The sequence below is a fragment of the Pseudoclavibacter endophyticus genome, from assembly GCF_008831085.1.
In the GTDB taxonomy this organism is placed as follows: domain Bacteria; phylum Actinomycetota; class Actinomycetes; order Actinomycetales; family Microbacteriaceae; genus Pseudoclavibacter; species Pseudoclavibacter endophyticus.
Genome location: NZ_WBJY01000004.1, coordinates 129049 through 148668 on the forward strand (window position 1 = coordinate 129049; position 19620 = coordinate 148668).

Genomic DNA, 19620 nt, shown 5'->3' on the forward strand with positions numbered 1-19620 from the left:
CGACGCTGCACGACCGCGCGAACCCCTCGCCCGCGGGCGATGACGCCCCCGCCGAGCCGCGGGCGCAGACCGGCGCGCCGCCCAGTGCGCTGCCGACCGCGCACGGTGCTCCAGTGTCCACGGACACGCGACGCGATCGGGGGCACGGGGCACTGCGGCGCGCCGACCCGCTCGAACGCCCGAAGCCGACACCGCCGCGCACGAAGCGGGGCCGCGCGGCGCTGCTCGCGATCGTGCTCGGGGCACTGCTCGTCGCCGGCTGCCTCGTGTCGGCGATGATCGGCCAGCTCTACATCCCGCCGAACGAGGTGCTCGGCTTCGTATTGCACTCGGTCGGCATCGACTGGATCGCGGGCCCGAGCCACGAGTTCGGATCGGCGGCGCTCACCGAGGTGCGGTTCCCGCGCATCGTGCTCACGCTGCTCGTCGGGGCGGCTCTCGCCGTCGCCGGCACCCTGATGCAGGGCATCTTCGGCAACCCGCTCGCGGAGCCCGGCTCCGTCGGCGTCTCGTCGGGCGCCGCGGTCGGCGCGAGTTTTTCCATCCTGTTCAGCCTCACGTTCCTCGGCCCGTTCACGACACCGGCGTTCGCGTTCGTCGCGGGCCTCATCACGACGTTCGTGGTGTACGCGCTCTCGCGGCAGGGCAGGCGAACCGAGGTCATCACGCTCATCCTCACGGGCGTCGCCGTCAACGCCGTGTGCGGCGCGCTCATCGCGTTCATCACGTTCCGAGCACCGACGCAGGCGCGAGAGCAGATCGTGTTCTGGCAGATGGGCAGCCTCAACGGCAGCCGGTGGGAGCAGGTCGCGCTCGTCGCACCGCTCGTCGTCGTCGGCTGCCTCCTGGCGATCGGAATGGGGCGTCAGCTCGACCTGCTGAGCCTCGGCGAGAAGGCCGCGCGGCACGTCGGCGTCAACGTCGAACGCGTGCGCGTCCTCGTCATGATCTACGTCGCGCTGCTCGTTTCGGCGGCGGTCGCGTTCGCCGGCATCATCGCCTTCGTCGGGCTCGTCGTGCCGCACATCATCCGCATGATCATCGGGCCGGCTCACCGGGCGCTCCTGATCTGTTCGGTGCTCGGCGGGGCGCTGTTGCTCACGGTCGCCGATCTCGCGGCGCGCACCCTCGTCGAGTACGCCGACCTGCCGATCGGCATGCTCACGTCGATGATCGGCGGACCGTTCTTCTTCTACCTCATCCGCCGCAGCCGATCGAAGGGGGGTGGCTGGCAGTGAGCTCGATCCTCATGGGCGCTGCCCGCCGCCCGCGGCCAGTGGAGCACGGCGCCGTCGTGCTGACGGTGCGCGGCGCGACCGTCGAGTTCGGCGAGCGCCGGGTCCTCGACGGCGTCGACCTCGACATTCGCGCGGGCGAGGTACTCGCGCTCGTCGGGCCCAACGGCGCAGGCAAGTCGACGTTGATCAATGTGATCACCGCCGACGTCGACATCGTGCGCGGCAGCGTCGAGCTCGACGGCCTGGCGAGCTACGCCTGGACGAACACCGAGCTCGCGATGCGCAGGGCCGTGCTGCTGCAGCACGTCGACATCGCCTTCCCGTTCACCGTGGAAGAGGTCGTCGACATGGGCCGTGCCCCCTGGCGGGGCACGAGTGACAGCGATCGCGACGAGCTCATCGCGCGCGGCGCGATGCGGCGGACCGACATCGAGCGGTTCGCCGACCGCCACTACCCGTCCCTCTCCGGCGGTGAGCGCGCTCGGGCGGCGCTCGCGCGCGTGCTCGCGCAGACCTCGTCGGTCATGCTGCTCGACGAACCGACGGCCGCGATGGACATCAAGCACCAGGAGCTGGTGCTGTCACTGACGCGCGACTACGCGGCGACCGGCTGCGCGGTCGTCATCATCGTGCACAACCTCGATCTTGCGGCGGCGTACGCCGACCGCATTGCGCTGCTCTCCGACGGCCGGATCGTGGCCGACGGCGCGCCCACGGAGGTGCTCACGAGCGAGCGCATCGGTGAGGTCTACGACCATCCCGTGCAGATCCTCGAAGACCCGATCACGGGCGCGCCCATCGTCGTGCCCGAGCGACGCGCCCGCCTGACGGCGGACGCAACGCGTGGAAGGAACGCCCCATGACCTCCTTGAGCATCGGCGCGCGGAGCATCGGCCGCACCCTCGTCGTAGCAGCCATCGCGGCGCTCGCCGCCGTGTGGGCGCTCGTCGGCGTCGGGGCCGCCCCCGCTCACGCGGCCGGGCAGGTCACGGTGTCCGGCACGCTGACTGCTGACACCGAGAGCACGATCCAGGTGTCCGGCTCCGGCTTCCAGTCGGTGCAGGGAGGATTCGGCGGAATTTACGTGCTCTTCGGCTGGGTGGATGATCCGGCCGGTGGCTCGTGGACGCCGAGTGCCGGCGGCGTCACCGGCGAGGACTACCGCTACGTGTACGACGACGAGAGCAACCCCGTCGGCTACCAGCTCTTCGTCACCTTCCCCGGCAGCTCGACCGCCTATGCCGCAAACGGCGGCGAGGTGGCCGCGGACGGCACCTGGTCCGGCACCATGCGCGTCCCGAGTGCCGTCTTCCAAACCTTCGACCGCGACCTGAACGAGACGACGGTCAACTGCCTCGAGGTGCAGTGCGGCGTCATCACGATCGGCGCGCACGGCGTCAAGAACGCGAACAACGAGTCGTTCACGCCAGTGAGCTTCCCCGCCCCCGCGGCCGGCACCGGGACGGCGGGCGACGCCGGTGCGACGGCCGGGGAGACGAACGACGAGGCGGCCCCGGAACAGTCGGAGGAGGTGGCGGCGGCCCCCGTCGCGACGTCGGCACCGATCACGACCGTGACGACGCCAGCGGCGCAGCCGCTGCCCGACTGGCTCCTCGTGCTGCTGCCCGTGCTCATCGTGGCAGGCCTCGCCATCGTCGCGCTCGCGGTGGGCGTGGGCGCCTACCTCGCGGCGAAGAGCCTGCTGCTCGGCGTCAACCCGGCGGCGCTCGAAAAGGTGCGCGGCCAGCGCGAGCGCAGGGCCATCCGCGAGCGCGAGAAACAGCGACGCAAGACCGCGACGCTTCGGCGAGCCCAAGAGCTGCGCAGCGCGAGGGCGAGGCAGCGCGTCGACGGCGCCGTCGCGCGGCAGCAGCTGGAGCGCGATCCCGTGGTGGTGGCGGACAGCGCGGATCGCATGAACGACTTCTTCGCCGCCGAAGTTCCGCCGTCGACGCCGACGTCCGGTGATGTGCCGCCGACCTCGTGGTTCGAGACGGTCGCTGCGAATGCGGGCGGCCAGGGCGGCTCGAGTCCGGCCGGTCCGGATTCGATCGGCGCGGAGGCGGAGTCAGGCGCGGGTGCGGCCGGGGGTGCCGGCACGGCACCCGGAGACGATGATCCGGCGGCGACCAGGCAGGGCGAGACCTCGCCGACGTATCTCGCTGCGGTGGCCGACGACGCCGATGGCACCCGGACGGGCGGAGCCGACGGCGATGCACCGACGCTCGTGCTCGCCGCAGCCCGGGCGTCGACCTCGGCACCGAACGAGGCGGCGACGCGCGGGACGGAGGAGGAGCGATGACCGGCCGGCTGGCGGTCTTCCGCCGCGGCGAGGGCTGCAGCCCGACGGCCACGGCGCGACGGCGAGGCCGCAGCGGACCCGGCAGGAACCGACCGGGAATCATCGCGCGGCTCCTCGCGGGCCTCGGCATCGCGAGCCTCATGACCGGCGGCGGCTGGTTCGCGATCGAGGCCGCGAGTGCGGCGGAGTCGGTGGTCAGCGACGTGGGCTTCTCGTGGCGGGTGAACGAGGAGTCCGGAGGCGGCGCGTACTTCGGCGGCTGCAACTTCCTCGCCGCAGGGACGGCGGGCGACGCCGGCAGCTCGCGGCTGTGGGCCGAGACCGACGGCTTGTACTCGACCAGCGATGGGAATGTGACGATCACGAAGCCCGACAGCGCCGGCAACCAGGTCGAGCCGACGTGGTCGACGAAGTGCCTGGACTCAGCCGGCGGTCCGGTGACCACGCAGCCGGGGTCGTCGTCGGGCAATCAGGTGAACTTGGCTGGCGGCTCCGGGAGGCTCGATGTCGACGCCGATACCGGCAGCATCTCGTGGAAGGGGTCGTTCACGATCGTCTACTACGGCGGTATGACGTACTGGACGATCAGCGATCCGGTGCTGTCCGTCGAGAACGGTGTCGGCACGCTCACGGGTATTGCGTCGGGGTACGGGGCGGACATGAACGATCCCTCGAAGTGGGTGGAGCTGGAGCCGACCGAGATCGAGCTCGCGACGTTCTCCGGTGTCGATCTCACGGCGACCGGCGTGACCATCGATCCCGACTACGCGGGAATCGCGATCGACAGTGACCCAGGCGGCCCCTCCGGTCCGCAGAACCGGGAGAAGGAGGGCTGGGGCTCGTTCCCGCAGTCCTTCATCGACTTCAACGTGCAGACCGGCCAGGCCGCGTACTGGTACACCTCCGGTGGCGCCGCCGACCCGAAGAAGCCCGGCGCACCGATCGCCATCGACTACGCCGTCGCCGACGGTCCCGCGGCATCCGTCGATCACGGCCGGGTGCCCGAGGGCTTCGACGGGGGCGTCGCGGTGTCGTTCTCGGGCCTCGGGGATGCGCCCGGCCGCGTGGAACTGCGTTCCCGCGCGGACGGCTCAGTGCTGCAGCTACTCGACAAAGCGGTCGTGGACGGCGGAACGGCGAGTGGGCGTTGGGACGTCTCGACCCTCGCCCGAGGCCCGCACGAGTTCGACGCCGTGCTCGTCGACGGCAGTGGCGAGACCGTCATCGAGCTCGCCTCGCCGGTGACGATCGTGGTCGTCGCCCCGCTCGCCGACGCAGCGCCGGAGCTGGACGCGCCCCTCGTGACGGCCAGGTCGATCGCGGCGAGTTGGGGGTGGCCGGCAGGCTCGGCCGCGGGGCCGCCGAGCTCCTACGTCGTCCAGGCCTTCGCGGGGCCTGCGGCGACGGGAACACCGGTCGCCGAGCGCACGGTCCCCGCTGACCCGGCCGCCTCAGGGGGAACGACGACGCTCACCGGGCTGGCGCCATCGACCCAGTACACGGTCGCGGTGACCCCGCAGCTCGCGGGGGAGAACGGATCGGCAGCGACGCGCACGGTGACGACCAAGGCGGCCGGTGACAACGCCGGCGGGAACGACGGCGACGGGAACGACGGCGGCGGGAACGGCGGTGACGGCGGTGTCGAGGGGAACGACCCGGGCGGCGATGATACGGCGGGCGCCACGTTCTACTGGGGCCTGAATCAGGAGTCGAACGCCGGCGCCTTCTTCGGCGGCTGCAACTTCCTCGTGGCCGGGCGGGCGGGCGACAAGGGCGCGGCGACGCCCTGGACGGATGGCGACGGCATGTACGCCTCGGCCGCGGGCAACGTGACGATCATCAAGCCCGTCGGGCAGAGCTTCGAGCAGGCGAGCTGGTCGACGAAGTGCACCGATCGGACCGGGGCGCCCGTCTCGGTGCAGCGCCAGGGCTCGTACACCGAGTCGCAGGTGCGCATCACGGGCGGCGAGGTCGCGACCGAGGCGGACGGTTCGGTCCAGGTCCAGTGGCGCGGCTCGTTCACGGTCGCCTTCTACGGCGGCATGACCTACTGGTCGGCGACCGACCCGCTGCTCGTGGTGGACGCGAACGGGAACGGGAAGGTGACGGCGACCGCATCCGGCTACGGAGCATCCATGCACGACGCCTCGAAGTGGGTTGCGCTCGAGGAGCGCACGATCACGCTCGCCAATCTCACCGGGTTGACGGCCGATGCTGTCGAGCGCGATGGCGGGTTCACCATGACGCCCGACTACTTGGGCGTCGCGTACACGGGCACCAACGAGGGGCAGGGGGTGCCCGGCTCCGGCATGGAGTCCGCGACCGAGCAGGCGGCGCGGAACGCGGCCAATGGTTCGTACTGGGGGTCGTTCCCGGCCGACTTCGTCGACTTCCAGGGCGAGACGGGCCAGTTCTCGTACTGGTTCACGTCGAACGGCCAGCGCGACCCGTACAAGCCGACGACGCCCATGACGGTGAGCCTCGACGGCGCGGGCGGCCCCGTCGCCGGCAACTACAACGCGGCACCGGCGCCCAACCTGAACCAGCAGGTGCCGGGAGGCGGCGGAGCGGGAGCCGGAGGCAACGGGGGCGGGGGAGCGGGTGCGGACGCCCTGGCCGACGCTGGTCCCGCGGACGGCGCGCAGTCGCAACCCGCGCAGGCCGGGCCGGCGCCGCTGACGGTCGCGAGTGGCGACCGAGGGCCCATCAGCCCGGCGCTGCTCGTCGGCAGTGGTCTCGGGCTCACCGCGACCGGGCTGGCGAGCTGGGCAGTCGGTCTGCTGATCCGAAGACGCCTCGGCCTTGATCCCGCGGCGTTCTCGTAGCAGCGGGCCCGCCGAAGCCCGGTGCGAGGCCCGAAGCTGTCCGAGATCCCGAAGCTTCGGGTGGGGCCGGCGGGTGACGCTAGGCGAATGTGCGCTCGAGGGCCGTGAAGATGCGCTCGTTGTGGGCGAAGCTCTCGTTGGCCTCGTCGAGCAGCCGGGAGATGGCGGCCTCGTCGAACGGCAGCTCGTCGAGCCGTGTGCGGTAGGCGCGCTTGAACGGCACGAGCTCGTCGATCGCGTCGAAGGCGAAGAACCTCGCCTCGTCGTCGGGCAACCCGTAGGCGCGGTCGATCATGACGCGCATGGCCTGACCGCCCGACAGATCGCCGAGATAGCGCGTGTAGTGGTGCGCGAGGAGGCGGGCGGGATCGCCGGCGGCGTCGTGGATACGGTCGGCGTAGGACCGAGTTTCGGGCAGCACGCCCGGCAGTGGTGTCGAGACGCGCGGGGCGAGAGCGGCGAGGTCGGACTCGATCGAAGGCACGCGGTCGAGCTCCTCGACGACGAGACCGGGCAGGTCGCGGCGCTCGCGCAGCCGTCGGGTCGCGGCCTCGAGCGCCTCGTACACCGCGCCGTACTGCTGCAGCAGCGCCGCCCACGCGTCGATGCTGAGGTTGCCGCCGAGCAGGCGTTCGAGGAAGGCGGCGCGCTCAGCGCTCTCGTGCGCCTGAGCAGTTCGCTCGCGCAGGCGCTGGCTGATCGGCAGCGCGTCGGTCGCGGTGGAGGCGGTCGTCGTCATCGGTACTCCTGCGGGCTCATGGCGCGGCGTTGCGCGCACGGCAAGGCTACCTTAGGTACACCTAACTTGCGGAGTCGATTCGAGCCGGATCTCGTTGGCGCTACGTCCAGCGAGCGAGCACCCGCTTCTGCGCGATGCCGAACAGGCCATCACACAGCTTGCCGATGACCGCGAGCAGCACGACCGCAAGCAGCATCCGGTCGGTTCGGCCGTTGTTCTGCGAGTCGACGAGCAGGAACCCGAGCCCGCTTGAGGAAGCCAAGAGCTCGGCGGCCACGAGGAACAACCACGACTGGGCCAGAGCGAGGCGGAGTCCGGCGACGATTGACGGGAGCGCGGCAGGCACCTGCACCTGCAGGAGCAGCTCGAGTCGCGTGAGACCGAAGGCACGACCGGCTTCGACCAGCAACGGGTCAACGTGACGGAGCGCCGCCGCGACCGTCGTATAGACGGGGAAGAACGCGCCGATTGCGACGAGTGTCACCTTCGAGTCTTCGCCGATACCGATCCAGAGCGCCAGCAGCGGCACCCACGCGAGCCCCGTGACGGCGCGGAAGGCGCCGACCGTTGGGGCGAACAGTGCGTCCGTGAGACGCGAGAGGCCGACGGCCGCGCCGACCGCGAGACCGAGCAGCGAACCGATGACGTAGCCGAGCAGCACCCGTTGCGTCGAGATCCCGACGTGGCCGAGCAACTGTCCGCGCTCGATCAAGTCGACCGCAGCCGTGACCACGTCGGCTGGCGGCGGCAACTGGACGGACGTGAAGATGCCGACCGACGTGCTCCACTGCCAGAGCGCGAGCAGCAGCAGCGGCACGATCGCCCCGAGCAGCCAATACGCGCCGGCGCGGCGACGAGTGCGACCGCCGGCGTCGCCGGTTCCCCGGATGACCCGCGCGCTGCGGTCTCGCGTGCGCCCAGGGTGACCGGGCAGCCCTCGGCGGCGTGCCGAGCCGGCGTCCGTGCCAATGGGCCCGGTCGAGCGCGAGTCGGGGTTGGCGCGTTCGTCGAGCTGTTCGCCTGTGGTCATGACGGGCTCCTGCTGGGATTCATCGATGGGACGGCGGTCGCGCTCGTCGCGACCGGATCGCTACTCGGTGGAGGCGCCGCTCGCGGCGGCCTCCGCGAACGACGGGTCGAAGAGCGTGCCGAGGGCATCGTTGAGTTCGTCCTCGCTCCGCACATCGCCCGACTCGACCATGAAGCCGCCGATCGTCAGCAGCACGGGTGAGAGGTCGTCGCTGTTCGGCACACCGCTGATGTCGTGGTTGAACCGGCCGAAGGCGAGCTCGGCCACGTCGTCCTCCAGGCCCGCACCATCGGCATAGATCCCGAGCGCCTCGTCGGGGTTCTCGAGCACCCAGGTGCGTGCGCGCTCGTAGGTATCGATGACGAGCTGTGTCAGCTCGGGATGCTGCGATGCAAAGCTGTTGTTGACGTTGAGCACGATGGGGCTGATGAGCGACGGGTCCGTGTGGATCAACTGCGCGCCCGCGAGTTCGGCGCCAGCGAGGATCGGGTCGAGGCCCGACCACGCGTCGACCTGGCCGGTGTCGAGGGCCGCGCGACCGTCGGCGTGCTGGAGATTTTCGAGCGTGACCTCGTCGGCGCCGATGCCGGCCTCCTCGAGGGCCTGGAGCAGGTAGAAGTACGGGTCGGTGCCCCTCGTGACGGCGATGGAAGCGCCGCGCAGGTCGTCGATCGACGTGATCGACGAGTCGGCGGCGACCGCGAGCCCGAAGCCCTCGCTGGCGTGCGTGACGTAGACCGTGGAGATGTCGGCCCCATTGGCGCGGGCCTGCAGCGCGGGACCGCCGCCAGTCGTGCCAAAGTCGATAGCCTCCGCGCGCAGGTTCTCGTTCGCCTTGTTCGAACCCGCCGAGAGCACCCAGTTCACCCCGACGCCTTCCTCGGCCAGTGCCTCCTCGAGCCACCCCTGGTCCTTGATAACCAGGCTCAGCACGCTGTACGTCGCGTAGTCGATGTTGAGGGTTTCCGGTGCGCCGGCCCCGGCGTCGCCGGCGGCGCAGCCGGTGAGCGCGAGGGCCGCCGCGGCGGCGATTGCGGCGCCGAGTCGGATTGGGTGTCGAGTCATATTGAGGGCTCCGGATGCTGTTGTTGCGTGTGGTGGTCTGGTGGGTTCGAGATGAGGGCCCTACCGCGCGGGCGTGGTCGCGTCCTCCGTCGAGCCGCCTGCGGGTTCACCGGCCTCGGCGTGCAGGTGCACGCCGAGAGCTGCGAGCAGTTCGTGACGCAAGCGAAGGAACTCCTTGCTCGACCGGCTGCGCGGGCGGGGTTCGGCGAGCTCGTCAATGCGCAGCAGTGTGGCGCCTTCCCGGGCGCCGGCGATGTCACGGTCGTCAGCGGAGCGTCCGGCGCCGTCGGCCGTGCTCGCGGCTGCCTCGGTGCCCACGACGAAGATCCGGTCGGCGAGGATCAGCGCCTCGTCAACGTCGTGGGTGACGAACACGACGGTGCACGGGTTGGCCGTGTGGATGTCGAGGAGCAGATCGTGCATACGCAGGCGGGTGAGGGCGTCGAGCGCGCCGAACGGCTCGTCGAGCAGGAGCACGTCAGGCCTGCGAGCGAGCGCCCGGGCCAGCGATACGCGCTGCGCCATGCCGCCCGAGATCTCACGCGGGCGGTGCTCGGCAAACTCGCTCAGGCCAACCAGCTCGAGCAGGCGCGCCACGCGCTCGCGTCCCTCGACACCGCGAGCCCTCCGCGGGAGGCCGAGCGCGATGTTGGTGGCGAGCGAGCGCCACGGCAGGAGCCGTGCTTCCTGAAAGGCCACGGCCGATCGTGGATCGTACGGCTGGACGGGCGTGCCGTCGATCGTGACCCGGCCGGTCGTCGGATCGGAGAGCCCACCGAGAACGCGGAGCAACGTCGACTTGCCGGAACCGCTCGCGCCGATCACGGCGACGATCTCGCCCGGCTCGATACGAGCATCCACATCACGGAGCACGACGCGCTCGCGGCCGGCCTCACCAAACGACTTCCCGACGCTGTGCAGTTCGACGACCCCACCGCTCGCGCTCCGATCCTGGCTCGCGCCGGCCAGCTGGGCGTCGGGGACGGTCGGTGCCGTTGTCATGGAATTCCTCTTGGCTGGCGGGGCGTACTGGCTGACGGGAGTGGAGACGGCCGTCGAGGGATTCCGGTCGGCCGGTCGGTGGCAGGTGGTCCTCCTCGTGGAGGTGCTCGCGCGCTGTGCGAGCGTCCGCCTCGCGCCTGGCGCCTGGCCAGGCCGGCCGGGGCCCCTATCGGGTTCGGCGCGTCCAGCCCGCCACGCTAACGGTGCACGACGATCGGCTCGAAATGGAGCGTCACACGGCGAAAGAAACGGGCGCGGCCGCGGCGGGCTCGTACCGGGCGGGACCGACGCGCTAGCGCGCCTCGAGCCGAGCGATCGCCTCGTCGAGCGTCGCGTCGTGTTTGCACGCGGCGAATCGCAGCCACGTGCCGAACGTGCGGCCGGCCTCGCTGCCGTCGCGACAGAACGACGCGACCGGGATGCTCACGACGCCCGCCTCGCTCGCGAGCGTTCGCGCGAAGTCGGCACCGTCGCGCGCCCCGAGCGGCGCAGCGTCGGCGCACACGAAGTACCCGGCGGCGGGTCGGGCGACGTCGAGCCCGAGCCGCGCGAGGGCATCGGCCAGCTTTGCCGCGCGGCGGCCGAGGTCTTGGCGGCGCCCTTCGAAGACCGCGTCCGGCAGGCCGAGCCCGACCGCGACGGCGTGCTGAAACGGCGTCCCGTTGGAGTAGGTGAGGTACTGCTTAACCATGAGGACCGACTGCGCGAGCGACGGCGGGGCCGTGAGCCAGCCGACCTTCCAACCCGTGGCCGAGAACGTCTTGCCGGCCGACGAGATGGTGATGGTTCGATCCCTGGCGCCGGGGATCGCGGCGATCGGCGTGTGCGTGCCGCCGTACGCGAGGTGCTCGTAGACCTCATCGGTCACGATGAGGGCGTTGTGTCGTTCGGCGACGCGCACGATGTGGGCGAGGGTCTCCCGTGGGAGCAGTGCCCCGGTCGGGTTGTGGGGTGTGTTCACGATGATGAGGCGCGTGCGGTCGGTGACGGCCGAGGCGAGCTCGTCGGGGTCGATCGTGAACCTCGGCGGAGCCGGGTCCGCGCCGGATGCTGGCGGCAGCGTCGCGACGGTCGCCCGCCGAAGCGGCACGGTCACGAGTTTCGCGTCCGTGAGGCCTGCGAGCGCCGCATACTCGTCGTAGTACGGCTCGATGGCGACGATCTCGTCGCCCGGCTCGACGAGCGCGAGCAGGACCGCGGCGATCGCCTCGGTCGCGCCCGCCGTGACGACGACCTCGCGGTCGGGGTCGACGTCGAGCCCATACCAGCGCCGCTGATGCTCGGCGACCGCCCGGCGCAGGGCGGGCACGCCGATCCCCGGCGCGTACTGGTTGCGGCCGTCGGCGATCGCTGCGCGCGCGGCCTCGAGCACTTCGGGCGGCGCGCCGTCCTCGGGCACGCCCTGCCCGAGATTGACCGCGCCCGTGCTCGTGGCGAGCTCGGTCATCTCGGCGAAGATGGTCTGCGCCGGGCGGCCGTCGGCGCGGAGGAGCCCGGCCGCGTGGGCCGACCGGCGCCACGGCCCTGTGATGTGCATGCCCACCATTGTTGCGCGTTGCGGGAGCGCGCCCTCTCCACGCGGGCCGGCGGGCGCGCGGGCATCCGCGTCTGCCGGCCGCCGGCATCCGCCGATGCGGAGAAATGTGTCGTAACGTGCGGCGCCGGCCGGGCGCACGCGAGGGGCGCGCATTCCGCCCGTCTTGCCCGGAAACGCGGGCGACGCGGGGCGATAAGCTTCTGCTATGGGCGGCATGCACCGTGGCTTATTGGTGGCGCGCTGCGCTGCGTGCCTACAGTGATCGACACTGCCGACGGCTGCACGAGAGAGCGGTGCGCCGCTCCGGAAGATGACGTGTGACCGCCGAGGGAGCCCTATGCCCATTGAACTTCGATCTCGCCTGCAGATCGCCAGCGCCCCGATCGGCGACCCAGCGACCGTCGTGCAGCGTCGCGCCACGTCGAGCGGCAATTGGTCGGTTCGGAACTCGACGAACGTCGAAACCGTGCTCACCGCGGCGCGTGAGCAGGAGGAGATCGGTTACGACGGGGTGCTCGTGGCCGAGCGCAGCGGCTGGCCCGACGTGTACGCGCAGTCGGCCTGGGTGCTCGCGAACACGAGGCGACTCAAGACCGTCTCGGCGCACCGCATCGGCCGGCAGTCGCCGACGACGGTCGCGCGCCTCGCGCAGACGATGGACATGCTGTCGGGCGGCCGCTTCATCCACCACTTCATCACCGGCCACAATGAGGTCGATCAGCAGCGCGACGGCGACTTCATCGACAAATCGCGGCGCTACGCGCGGGCCAACGAGTTTCTCGAGCTCTACGTGCGCGAGCTGACGGCAACCGAGCCGTTCGACTTCGAGGGCGAGTTCTACCGCGTCAAGGGAGCAATGTCGGGCGTCGGCAATCACTCGACGCCGTACCCCGAGATCTCGTGGGCCGGCTCGTCGCCGCAGGCGCTCGAGGTCGCCGCCGCGTGGGCAGACACGTTCTCGCTCCCGGCGACCTCCGTTGCCGACACGCTCGAGGTCACGAGCCGCGTGCGAGCGCTCGCCGAGTCGAAGGCGCGCACGCTTCGCTTCTGGTACAACGCCAACCAGATCGTCGCCGAAACCGACGAGCGGGCCCGCGGCATCGCCGAGGGGATCGTGCGCGAGCTCGAGACGCGAGCCGACCTCCTCCGACTCGACATCGAGCGTCCCGAGTCGGTGAGTCGGCGCAAGATCTACGACCGGGCTCGCGAGGGCGACTGGGTCGACGGCAGCCTCTTCCTCGGCCTCGCGCGCGTCACGGGCGTCGAGAGCGTGCCGGCGTTCGTCGGCTCGCCGCAGACGGTCGCGAACGCCATGCTCGAGCACTACCGCAATGGCGTCGAGATCTTCGGCCTCGACCCGACGGCCTACACGCAGGAGGAGTTCGAGCTCAAGCGCGAGCTCCTGACGCTGCTGCGCGCGGGAGCGGCCGAGATCGACGCCGAGCGCGCGGCGTCGGTGCCCGCATGAGCGGCGGATCGGGCGCTCGCGGGGCGGATGCTCGTGCCGGCATCGAGCGTTGGCTCGCGTCGCACGACGGCGAGGTCGTCGCGTGGCGGCACCACCTGCACCGCAACCCCGAGCTCGGGCACAGTGAGCACGCGACCACGTCGTTCGTCGCCGAGGCGCTGCGGGCCGCCGGACTCGCGCCGCGCATCCTGCCGGGCGGCACGGGCCTGACGGTCGATCTCGAGCCGGTGGGCGGCGCGGGTGACGGACCGCTCGTCGCGCTGCGCGCCGACCTCGACGCATTGCCGATCCGCGAGGCGAGCGGGGAGCCGTTCGCGTCGGAGGTCGACGGGGTGATGCACGCCTGTGGACACGACGTGCACACGGCGAGCCTGCTCGGCGCCGTGCTCGCCCTCGCGTCGCTGCCGCACCTGCCTGGCCGCATCCGGGCCATCTTCCAGCCCGCCGAAGAGGTCATGACCGGGGCGATCGCCGCCATCGACGCGGGCGTCATGCACGGCGTCGACCAGATCTTCATGCTGCACGTCGCCCCCGGACTACGGACCGGGACGATCGGCGCCGCGACCGGGCCCGCGACGAGCTCGTCCGACGCGATCACGGTGCGCCTGACCGGGCCGGGCGGCCATTCGTCGCGCCCCAACGACACGGCCGACATCGTGTACGCGCTCGGAAGCGTCATCACGTCGCTCCCCGCGCTCCTGACCCGACGCCTCGACCCGCTCGACGCCGGCGTGCTCGTCTGGGGGCAGGTCGAGAGCGGGAAGACGGCCAACGTGATCCCGACCGAGGGGTTGCTCCGGGGCACGCTGCGGCTCGGCAGCCGCGAGGCGTGGGACGAGGCGCCGGCCCTCGTGGCCGAACTGCTCGACGGGGTGCTGGCTCCCACGCGCGCGTCCCACGAGCTCGAGTATCAGCGCGGCGTGCCGCCCGTCGTCAACGACGCGGCCGCCGTCGCGCTCGCGAGCCGCGTCGCCGACGATGACCTCGGCCATGACGCGTTCGTGCCACTGCCCCGCACGGGCGCGGGCGAGGACTTCGCCTACTACCTCGATCACGCGCCGGGCGCGCTCATCTCGCTCGGCGTGTGGGATGGCCGGGGCGAGCCGACCAGCGTGCATCGCGACACGTTTCGAGCCGACGATGCGGCGCTCGCCGTGGGCGTGCGCACGTACGCGGGCCTCGCCCTCGCCGCGCACGCCGAGCTCGCCGGGGCCGCCCGGCCTGACGCCTGACCGTCCGGGCGAACGCTCCGGGAAGGCATCGCGACCCGTCGTCGCCGGCCCGGGCATGCATTTCCCCGCAGCACCTCACGACCCGCAAACCGACCGAAGGACCCCCCAAATGAGACTTACGCGAGTGGCACGAGCCGCCGCCGTCGTCGCCGTCACCGCCTCCCTCGTGGCCGGATGCTCCTCGGGATCGACGGGTGACGGCGGGTACGCCGACACCATTACGTATCCGGTCACGGCGACGATCCCGACGCTCGACCCGCACGTGAGCCCGTCCGGTGTCGTCGCCGACATCGATCACCACATCTTCGAGACCCTCGTGGCGCTCGACGAGTCGCTGACGCCGCAGCCGGCGCTCGCCGAGTCGTGGACGACGAGCGACGACGAGCTCACCTGGACCTTTACGCTCCGCGACGGCGTCCAGTTCCACAACGGCCAGCCGCTCACCGCCGCGGACGCGGCCGCGTCGCTGAACCGGTGGAAGGAGGCAACGGCCAGGGCGCAGACCATGCTCGGCGACAGCGAGTTCGTGGCCGACGACGACCTCACGCTCTCGGTCGAGCTCGCCGGACCGCGCGGCGACCTCCTCGCGCAGCTCGCCAACCCGCTGCAGTTCGCGGCCATCATGCCCGCCGACCTCGTCGAGAACGCGCCCGCCGACGGCATCACCGAGTTCGTCGGGACGGGCCCGTACGAGTTCGTGGCCTGGAACGTCGACCAGAGCATCGAGCTCACGCGGTTCGACGACTACTCGGGCGTCGACGCCGAGCCGAGCGGTTACGCCGGCCGCAAGGACGCCCCGACCGAGAACCTCGTGTTCGAGTTCAACGTCGACTCGTCGACCCGGTTCTCGTCGTTCCTCGGCGGCCAGTACGACATCGTCGACGTTTCGGTCGACAATCTCCCGCAGGTGGCCGACGACCCCGACGTGACGGTCAACCGCGAGCTCGGCACGGGCTACGCCGTCGTCTTCAACATGCAGAGCGACTTCGGCGCGAACCTCGCGAACCGCGAGGCGACCAACGCGGCAATCGACGCGGACGACTTCATGACGGCGGTGACGTCGGATCCCGACCTGTACCGGCTCAACCCCAGCTACGTCTACGAGGAGAACGAGGCGTGGTGGACCGACGCGGGCTCCGACGGCGTCTACAACGCTCCCGACGCCGAACTCGCCGCGCAGAAGCTCGAGGAGTCGGGGTACAACGGCGAAGAGGTCACGATCCTCACGAGCCACGACTACGGCGACGTCTACTATCGCTCGGCCGTGATCCTGCAGAGTCAGCTCGTCGCCATCGGCGTCAACGCGGTGCTCGACATCTACGACTACGCGACGCTCATCCAGAAGCGCAACTCGCTCGACGGCTGGGACATCTACGCGGGCGCGTTCCTGGTGCCATCGACGCCCTCGCAGCTGCTGCATCTGACGCCGAACTACGCCGGGGCCGACGACCCCGAGCTGGCGTCGCTCGTGCAGGACACGGCCGCCGCGACCGACCCGGAGGCGCAGCAGGCGGCGAGCGTTGCGCTGGAGGAGTACCTGTGGGAGCAGCTGCCGGTGATCAACGTCGGCGACACCTACACGTACGAGGCCGTGCGCAACTCGGTCGAGGGCTACCAGACCCTCAACGGTTCGCCGATCCTCTGGAACGCGCGCGTGGCGGGCTGATCGGGCCGATGCTCCGCTACACGCTCTCGCGGCTGGCTGCCCTGCTGCAGGTGCTCGTGATCATGTCGATCGTGATCTACGGGCTGATCTACGCGATGCCGGGCGACCCGGCGACCGTGATCCTGGGCGACGAGGCGACCCCTGAGCGTGTGGCCGAGCTGCGCGGCGAGCTGGGACTCGACCAGCATCCGGTCGCCGGCTACGTGTCGTGGGCGTGGTCTGCCCTCGGCGGCGACCTCGGCGACTCGATCTTCCTGCGTCAGCCCGTCACGGAGGTGCTCGGGGAACGGATGCTCCCGACCCTCTCGATCGCCGTGCTGGCGACGTTCCTCAGCGTCATCGTCGCGATCCCGCTCGCGACGTTCGCGGCGCGGCGGCGCGGGGGAGTGGCGGATGTCTCGGTCACCGTGCTCGCGATGCTCGGTATCGCGGTGCCCGGCTTCGTGCTCGCGCTCTTCCTCGTGCGCGTGTTCGCGGTGCAGCTCGGCTGGTTCCCTCCGGCCGGGTTCACCGACCCGGGGCGGGATCTCGGTGACTTCCTCCGCTCGATCTTCCTGCCGGCCGCCTCGCTCGCGGTCGTGCAGGTTGCACTGCTCGGCCGCATCACCCGCAGCTCCGTCGTCGAGACGCTCGGCCAGTCGTTCGTGACGGTCGCCCGTGCCAAGGGCCTCTCGCCGCGCGGCGTGCTGTTCGGGCACGCGCTGCGGGCGTCGCTCGTGCCCATCCTCACGGTGCTCGCCGGCTCGTTCGGCACCCTGCTCGCCGGTGCCGCCGTCGTCGAGACGGTCTTCAACATCCAGGGCGTTGGCGAGCTCATCGTCACGGCGATCTCGCGCCGCGACTACCCGGTCATCCAGGGCACCGTCCTGACGATCGCCCTCATCTACGTGGTACTGAACTTCGTCGTGGACCTGCTCTACCCGGCGCTCGATCCTCGCATCCGACTCACGGCAGGAGGCCGACGATGACGATGGCGGCTCAGGAACGTCCCGCACGACGCTCATGGATCATGCGGCGGCCGGGCATCGCGATCGGCATCGCGCTGCTGGTCGCGCTCGCCCTCTTCGCCGTGCTCGTGCCGCTGTTGAGCCCGTACGACGCCAACGACGCGACCGCCGTGCAGCAGCGCATGCAGGCACCTTCCGCCGAGCACCCCTTCGGCACCGACGACTTCGGCCGCGATGTCATGCTGCGGCTGGCCGTCGGCATCGGCACCTCGATGCAGGTCGCGCTCGGCACCTCGATCGTCGCGCTCGTGCTCGGCCTGTTCCTCGGGCTCGTCGCGGTCTTCGTGCGGTTGCTCGACCAGCCGATCATGCGCGTCTGCGACGGGCTGCTCGCCATCCCGGGCGTGCTGCTCGCGCTGGCGGTCGTGGCCGCGACCGGAGCGAGCACCTGGAGCCTGATCGCCTGCCTGATCATCGTCGAGACGCCGAACGTCGTGCGGCTGACGCGGTCGGCCGCCCTCGGCATCCGCGAGCGCCGGTACGTCGAGGCCGCCGAAGCGGCCGGTGTGCGGCCGGCGACCGTCGTCGTGCGGCACGTGCTGCCGGGCGTCGTTGTGCCCGTCGCCGTACAGGCGTCGGCCGTGTTCGGGGCGGCGATCATCATCGAGGCCGCGCTCAGCTTCCTCGGCGCGGGGGTGCCCGCGCCCACCGCGAGTCTCGGCAACATGCTGAGCGACGCCAAGGGCTTCATCAACATCGCGTGGTGGATGATGACGTTCCCCGCCGCCGCCCTCGCCGGGCTCGTGCTCGGAGCCAACCTCATCGGCGACGGCATCGCGGGCAGCGGGCTGCTCCGGCGGCCCCGCCGGCGCGACCGGGCCCGGCTGACGCGGGACGAAGCCATGTCGATCGAGGGGGCACGCTCGTGAGCGCGCGCACGCCGACGGTGCCCGACGACGAGCGGGACGAGATCGTCCCGGCGCTCGACGTGAGCCGGCTGCGAGTGGCCTACGGCGAAACCGCCGTGGTGCAGGGATCGACGTTCGCGATCGCTCCGGGCGAGGTCGTGGCGCTCGTCGGCGAATCGGGCTCCGGCAAGACGACGACGGCGCAGGCCGTGCTCGGGCTCCTGCCACCGGAGGCCGAGGTCGAGGGCGGCAGCGTGCGGCTCGCGGGCGAGTCGCTGCTCGGCCTCGACGAGCGCCGGTTGCGTGAGCTCCGAGGCCGTCGCATCGGCTACGTGCCGCAAGACCCCGCCTCGGGGCTGAACCCGGTCGTACGCGTTGGCCGCCAGATCGATGAGGTGCTTCGCAGCCACCGGCTGGGCCCGGCGCGCGAGCGGCGCGGACGCGTCCTCGATGCCCTCAGGCAGGCCGGCATCGCCGACGCCGAGCGCGTCGCGGCGAGCTTCCCGCACCAGCTCTCGGGCGGCATGCAGCAGCGCGCCCTCATCGCGCAGGCGCTCGTGGCGGGGCCGGAGCTCATCGTGGCCGACGAGCCGACGAGCGCCCTCGACGTGACGGTGCAGCAAGAGGTGCTCGACAACCTCGGGCGCGCGGCCGACGAGCTCGGCGTCGCGCTGCTGCTCATCACCCACGACCTCGCCGTCGCCGCCGAGCGTGCCGACCGGGTGCTCGTCCTGCGCGACGGTCGGATCGTCGAACAGGGCGACGCCGCGGCCGTGCTGCGCGCGCCGACCCACGCCTACACGCGCGAGCTCGTCGCGGCGAGCCCGGCCGTCATCGCCGACTCGCTGCGGGACCGCGAGGAGCGGGCGGTCGAAGCGCCCGGTTTCCTGCGGGTGGAGGGGCTGCGGCGCAGGTTCACGGGCGGCGGCCTCGGATCGCGCGGCGCCGTCGTCGCCGTCGACGACGTCTCGTTCGAGATCCCGCGCGGGCACACGCTTGCGCTCGTGGGGGAGTCGGGCTCGGGCAAGACCACGACGGCGCGCATCGTGTCGCGACTCGAGCGGGCCGACGCCGGCGAGGTCATGCTCGACGGCAGGCCGATCACGGGGCTACGCGGTCCGGCGCTGCGCGAGTTCCGTCGCCGCGTGCAGTACGTGCACCAGCATCCGCGCACGGCACTCAACCCCCGCTTCACCGTCGCTCAGGCCGTCGGCGAGCCGCTCGGGGCATTCGGCGTCGCGGGCGGCGAGCGATTGCGGCGCGTGCGCGAGCTGCTCGAACGGGTGGCGCTCCCCGAGCACTTCGCCGAGCGCACGACCGCCGAACTCTCGGGCGGGCAGGCGCAGCGGGTCGCCATCGCCAGGGCGCTCGCGCTCGACCCCGAGGTCATCGTGCTCGATGAAGCAGTCTCGGCGCTCGACGTCGCCATCCAGGCGAAGATCCTCGACCTGCTCGCCGCCCTTCAGGCGGAGGCCGAACTCACGTATCTGTTCGTCACGCACGACCTCGCGGTCGTCGCGCAGATCGCCGACCGCGTCGCGGTCATGCGCTCGGGGGAGGTCGTGGAGGCGGGGACCGCGCGCCGCGTGTTCGAATCGCCCGAGGATCCCTACACGCAGCGGCTACTCGCGGCGGTGCCCGGCATGCGTGGCGTAGCGTGA

At 71.4% G+C, this 19620-nt stretch carries 15 protein-coding genes; 10 read left to right on the top strand and 5 right to left on the bottom strand.

The window, feature by feature from the left end; all coding sequences use genetic code 11:
• Positions 1 to 5 precede the first annotated feature (5 nt).
• The 4 genes from F8O04_RS13560 to F8O04_RS13575 are packed head-to-tail and all read left to right on the top strand — an operon-like array spanning position 6 to position 6365.
• The gene (locus F8O04_RS13560; protein WP_373285890.1) at positions 6 to 1238 is read left to right on the top strand and encodes a FecCD family ABC transporter permease; all 1233 of its coding nucleotides are present in this window, start codon (positions 6 to 8) and stop codon (positions 1236 to 1238) included.
• A complete protein-coding gene (locus tag F8O04_RS13565; RefSeq protein WP_225735081.1) occupies positions 1235 to 2101 on the top strand; it encodes a heme ABC transporter ATP-binding protein in 867 nt (288 codons plus the stop codon). The genes F8O04_RS13560 and F8O04_RS13565 overlap by 4 nt, the downstream gene beginning before the upstream one ends.
• Positions 2098 to 3540, top strand: a complete 1443-nt coding sequence (locus F8O04_RS13570) for a hypothetical protein (RefSeq protein WP_158029931.1) — start codon at positions 2098 to 2100, stop codon at positions 3538 to 3540. Before F8O04_RS13565 ends, F8O04_RS13570 begins: the two co-directional genes overlap by 4 nt.
• The gene (locus F8O04_RS13575) at positions 3537 to 6365 is read left to right on the top strand and encodes a fibronectin type III domain-containing protein (protein ID WP_158029932.1); all 2829 of its coding nucleotides are present in this window, start codon (positions 3537 to 3539) and stop codon (positions 6363 to 6365) included. The genes F8O04_RS13570 and F8O04_RS13575 overlap by 4 nt, the downstream gene beginning before the upstream one ends.
• Positions 6366 to 6444: 79 nt before the next feature.
• Here the strand turns inward: F8O04_RS13575 and F8O04_RS13580 are convergent, their stop codons facing one another.
• The 5 genes from F8O04_RS13580 to F8O04_RS13600 form a co-directional block, all read right to left on the bottom strand.
• A complete protein-coding gene (locus F8O04_RS13580; protein ID WP_158029933.1) occupies positions 6445 to 7104 on the bottom strand; it encodes a biliverdin-producing heme oxygenase in 660 nt (219 codons plus the stop codon).
• Between the two features lie 100 nt (positions 7105 to 7204).
• Positions 7205 to 8134: an ABC transporter permease gene (locus F8O04_RS13585; protein ID WP_158029934.1), complete on the bottom strand. Its 930-nt coding sequence runs from the start codon at positions 8132 to 8134 to the stop codon at positions 7205 to 7207.
• Between the two features lie 60 nt (positions 8135 to 8194).
• Positions 8195 to 9199 (bottom strand): aliphatic sulfonate ABC transporter substrate-binding protein, encoded by a 1005-nt coding sequence (locus F8O04_RS13590; protein WP_158029935.1) that lies wholly within the window; start codon positions 9197 to 9199, stop codon positions 8195 to 8197.
• Between the two features lie 60 nt (positions 9200 to 9259).
• The gene (locus tag F8O04_RS13595; protein ID WP_158029936.1) at positions 9260 to 10201 is read right to left on the bottom strand and encodes an ABC transporter ATP-binding protein; all 942 of its coding nucleotides are present in this window, start codon (positions 10199 to 10201) and stop codon (positions 9260 to 9262) included.
• 292 nt (positions 10202 to 10493) lie between these two features.
• Complete coding sequence (locus F8O04_RS13600) at positions 10494 to 11738, bottom strand: aminotransferase class I/II-fold pyridoxal phosphate-dependent enzyme (RefSeq protein ID WP_158029937.1); 1245 nt, start codon at positions 11736 to 11738, stop codon at positions 10494 to 10496.
• A 337-nt stretch (positions 11739 to 12075) separates the two neighbouring features.
• On the opposite strand from F8O04_RS13600, the gene F8O04_RS13605 reads away from it, so the two are divergent.
• The 6 genes from F8O04_RS13605 to F8O04_RS13630 all read left to right on the top strand — a co-directional run bounded on the left by F8O04_RS13605 (position 12076) and on the right by F8O04_RS13630 (position 19620).
• Positions 12076 to 13206, top strand: a complete 1131-nt coding sequence (locus F8O04_RS13605; RefSeq protein ID WP_188726503.1) for an LLM class flavin-dependent oxidoreductase — start codon at positions 12076 to 12078, stop codon at positions 13204 to 13206.
• Positions 13203 to 14438 carry an amidohydrolase gene (locus F8O04_RS13610; RefSeq protein WP_158029939.1) on the top strand — a complete coding sequence of 412 codons (1236 nt, stop codon included), beginning with the start codon at positions 13203 to 13205 and terminating at the stop codon, positions 14436 to 14438. The genes F8O04_RS13605 and F8O04_RS13610 overlap by 4 nt, the downstream gene beginning before the upstream one ends.
• Before the next feature lie 109 nt (positions 14439 to 14547).
• Positions 14548 to 16104: an ABC transporter substrate-binding protein gene (locus tag F8O04_RS13615; protein WP_188726502.1), complete on the top strand. Its 1557-nt coding sequence runs from the start codon at positions 14548 to 14550 to the stop codon at positions 16102 to 16104.
• Between the two features lie 8 nt (positions 16105 to 16112).
• A complete protein-coding gene (locus F8O04_RS13620; RefSeq protein WP_158029941.1) occupies positions 16113 to 17072 on the top strand; it encodes an ABC transporter permease in 960 nt (319 codons plus the stop codon).
• On the top strand, positions 17069 to 17980 hold the full coding sequence (locus tag F8O04_RS13625) for an ABC transporter permease (RefSeq protein WP_158029942.1): 912 nt from the start codon (positions 17069 to 17071) through the stop codon (positions 17978 to 17980). Before F8O04_RS13620 ends, F8O04_RS13625 begins: the two co-directional genes overlap by 4 nt.
• A complete protein-coding gene (locus F8O04_RS13630; protein WP_225735082.1) occupies positions 17977 to 19620 on the top strand; it encodes a dipeptide ABC transporter ATP-binding protein in 1644 nt (547 codons plus the stop codon). The genes F8O04_RS13625 and F8O04_RS13630 overlap by 4 nt, the downstream gene beginning before the upstream one ends.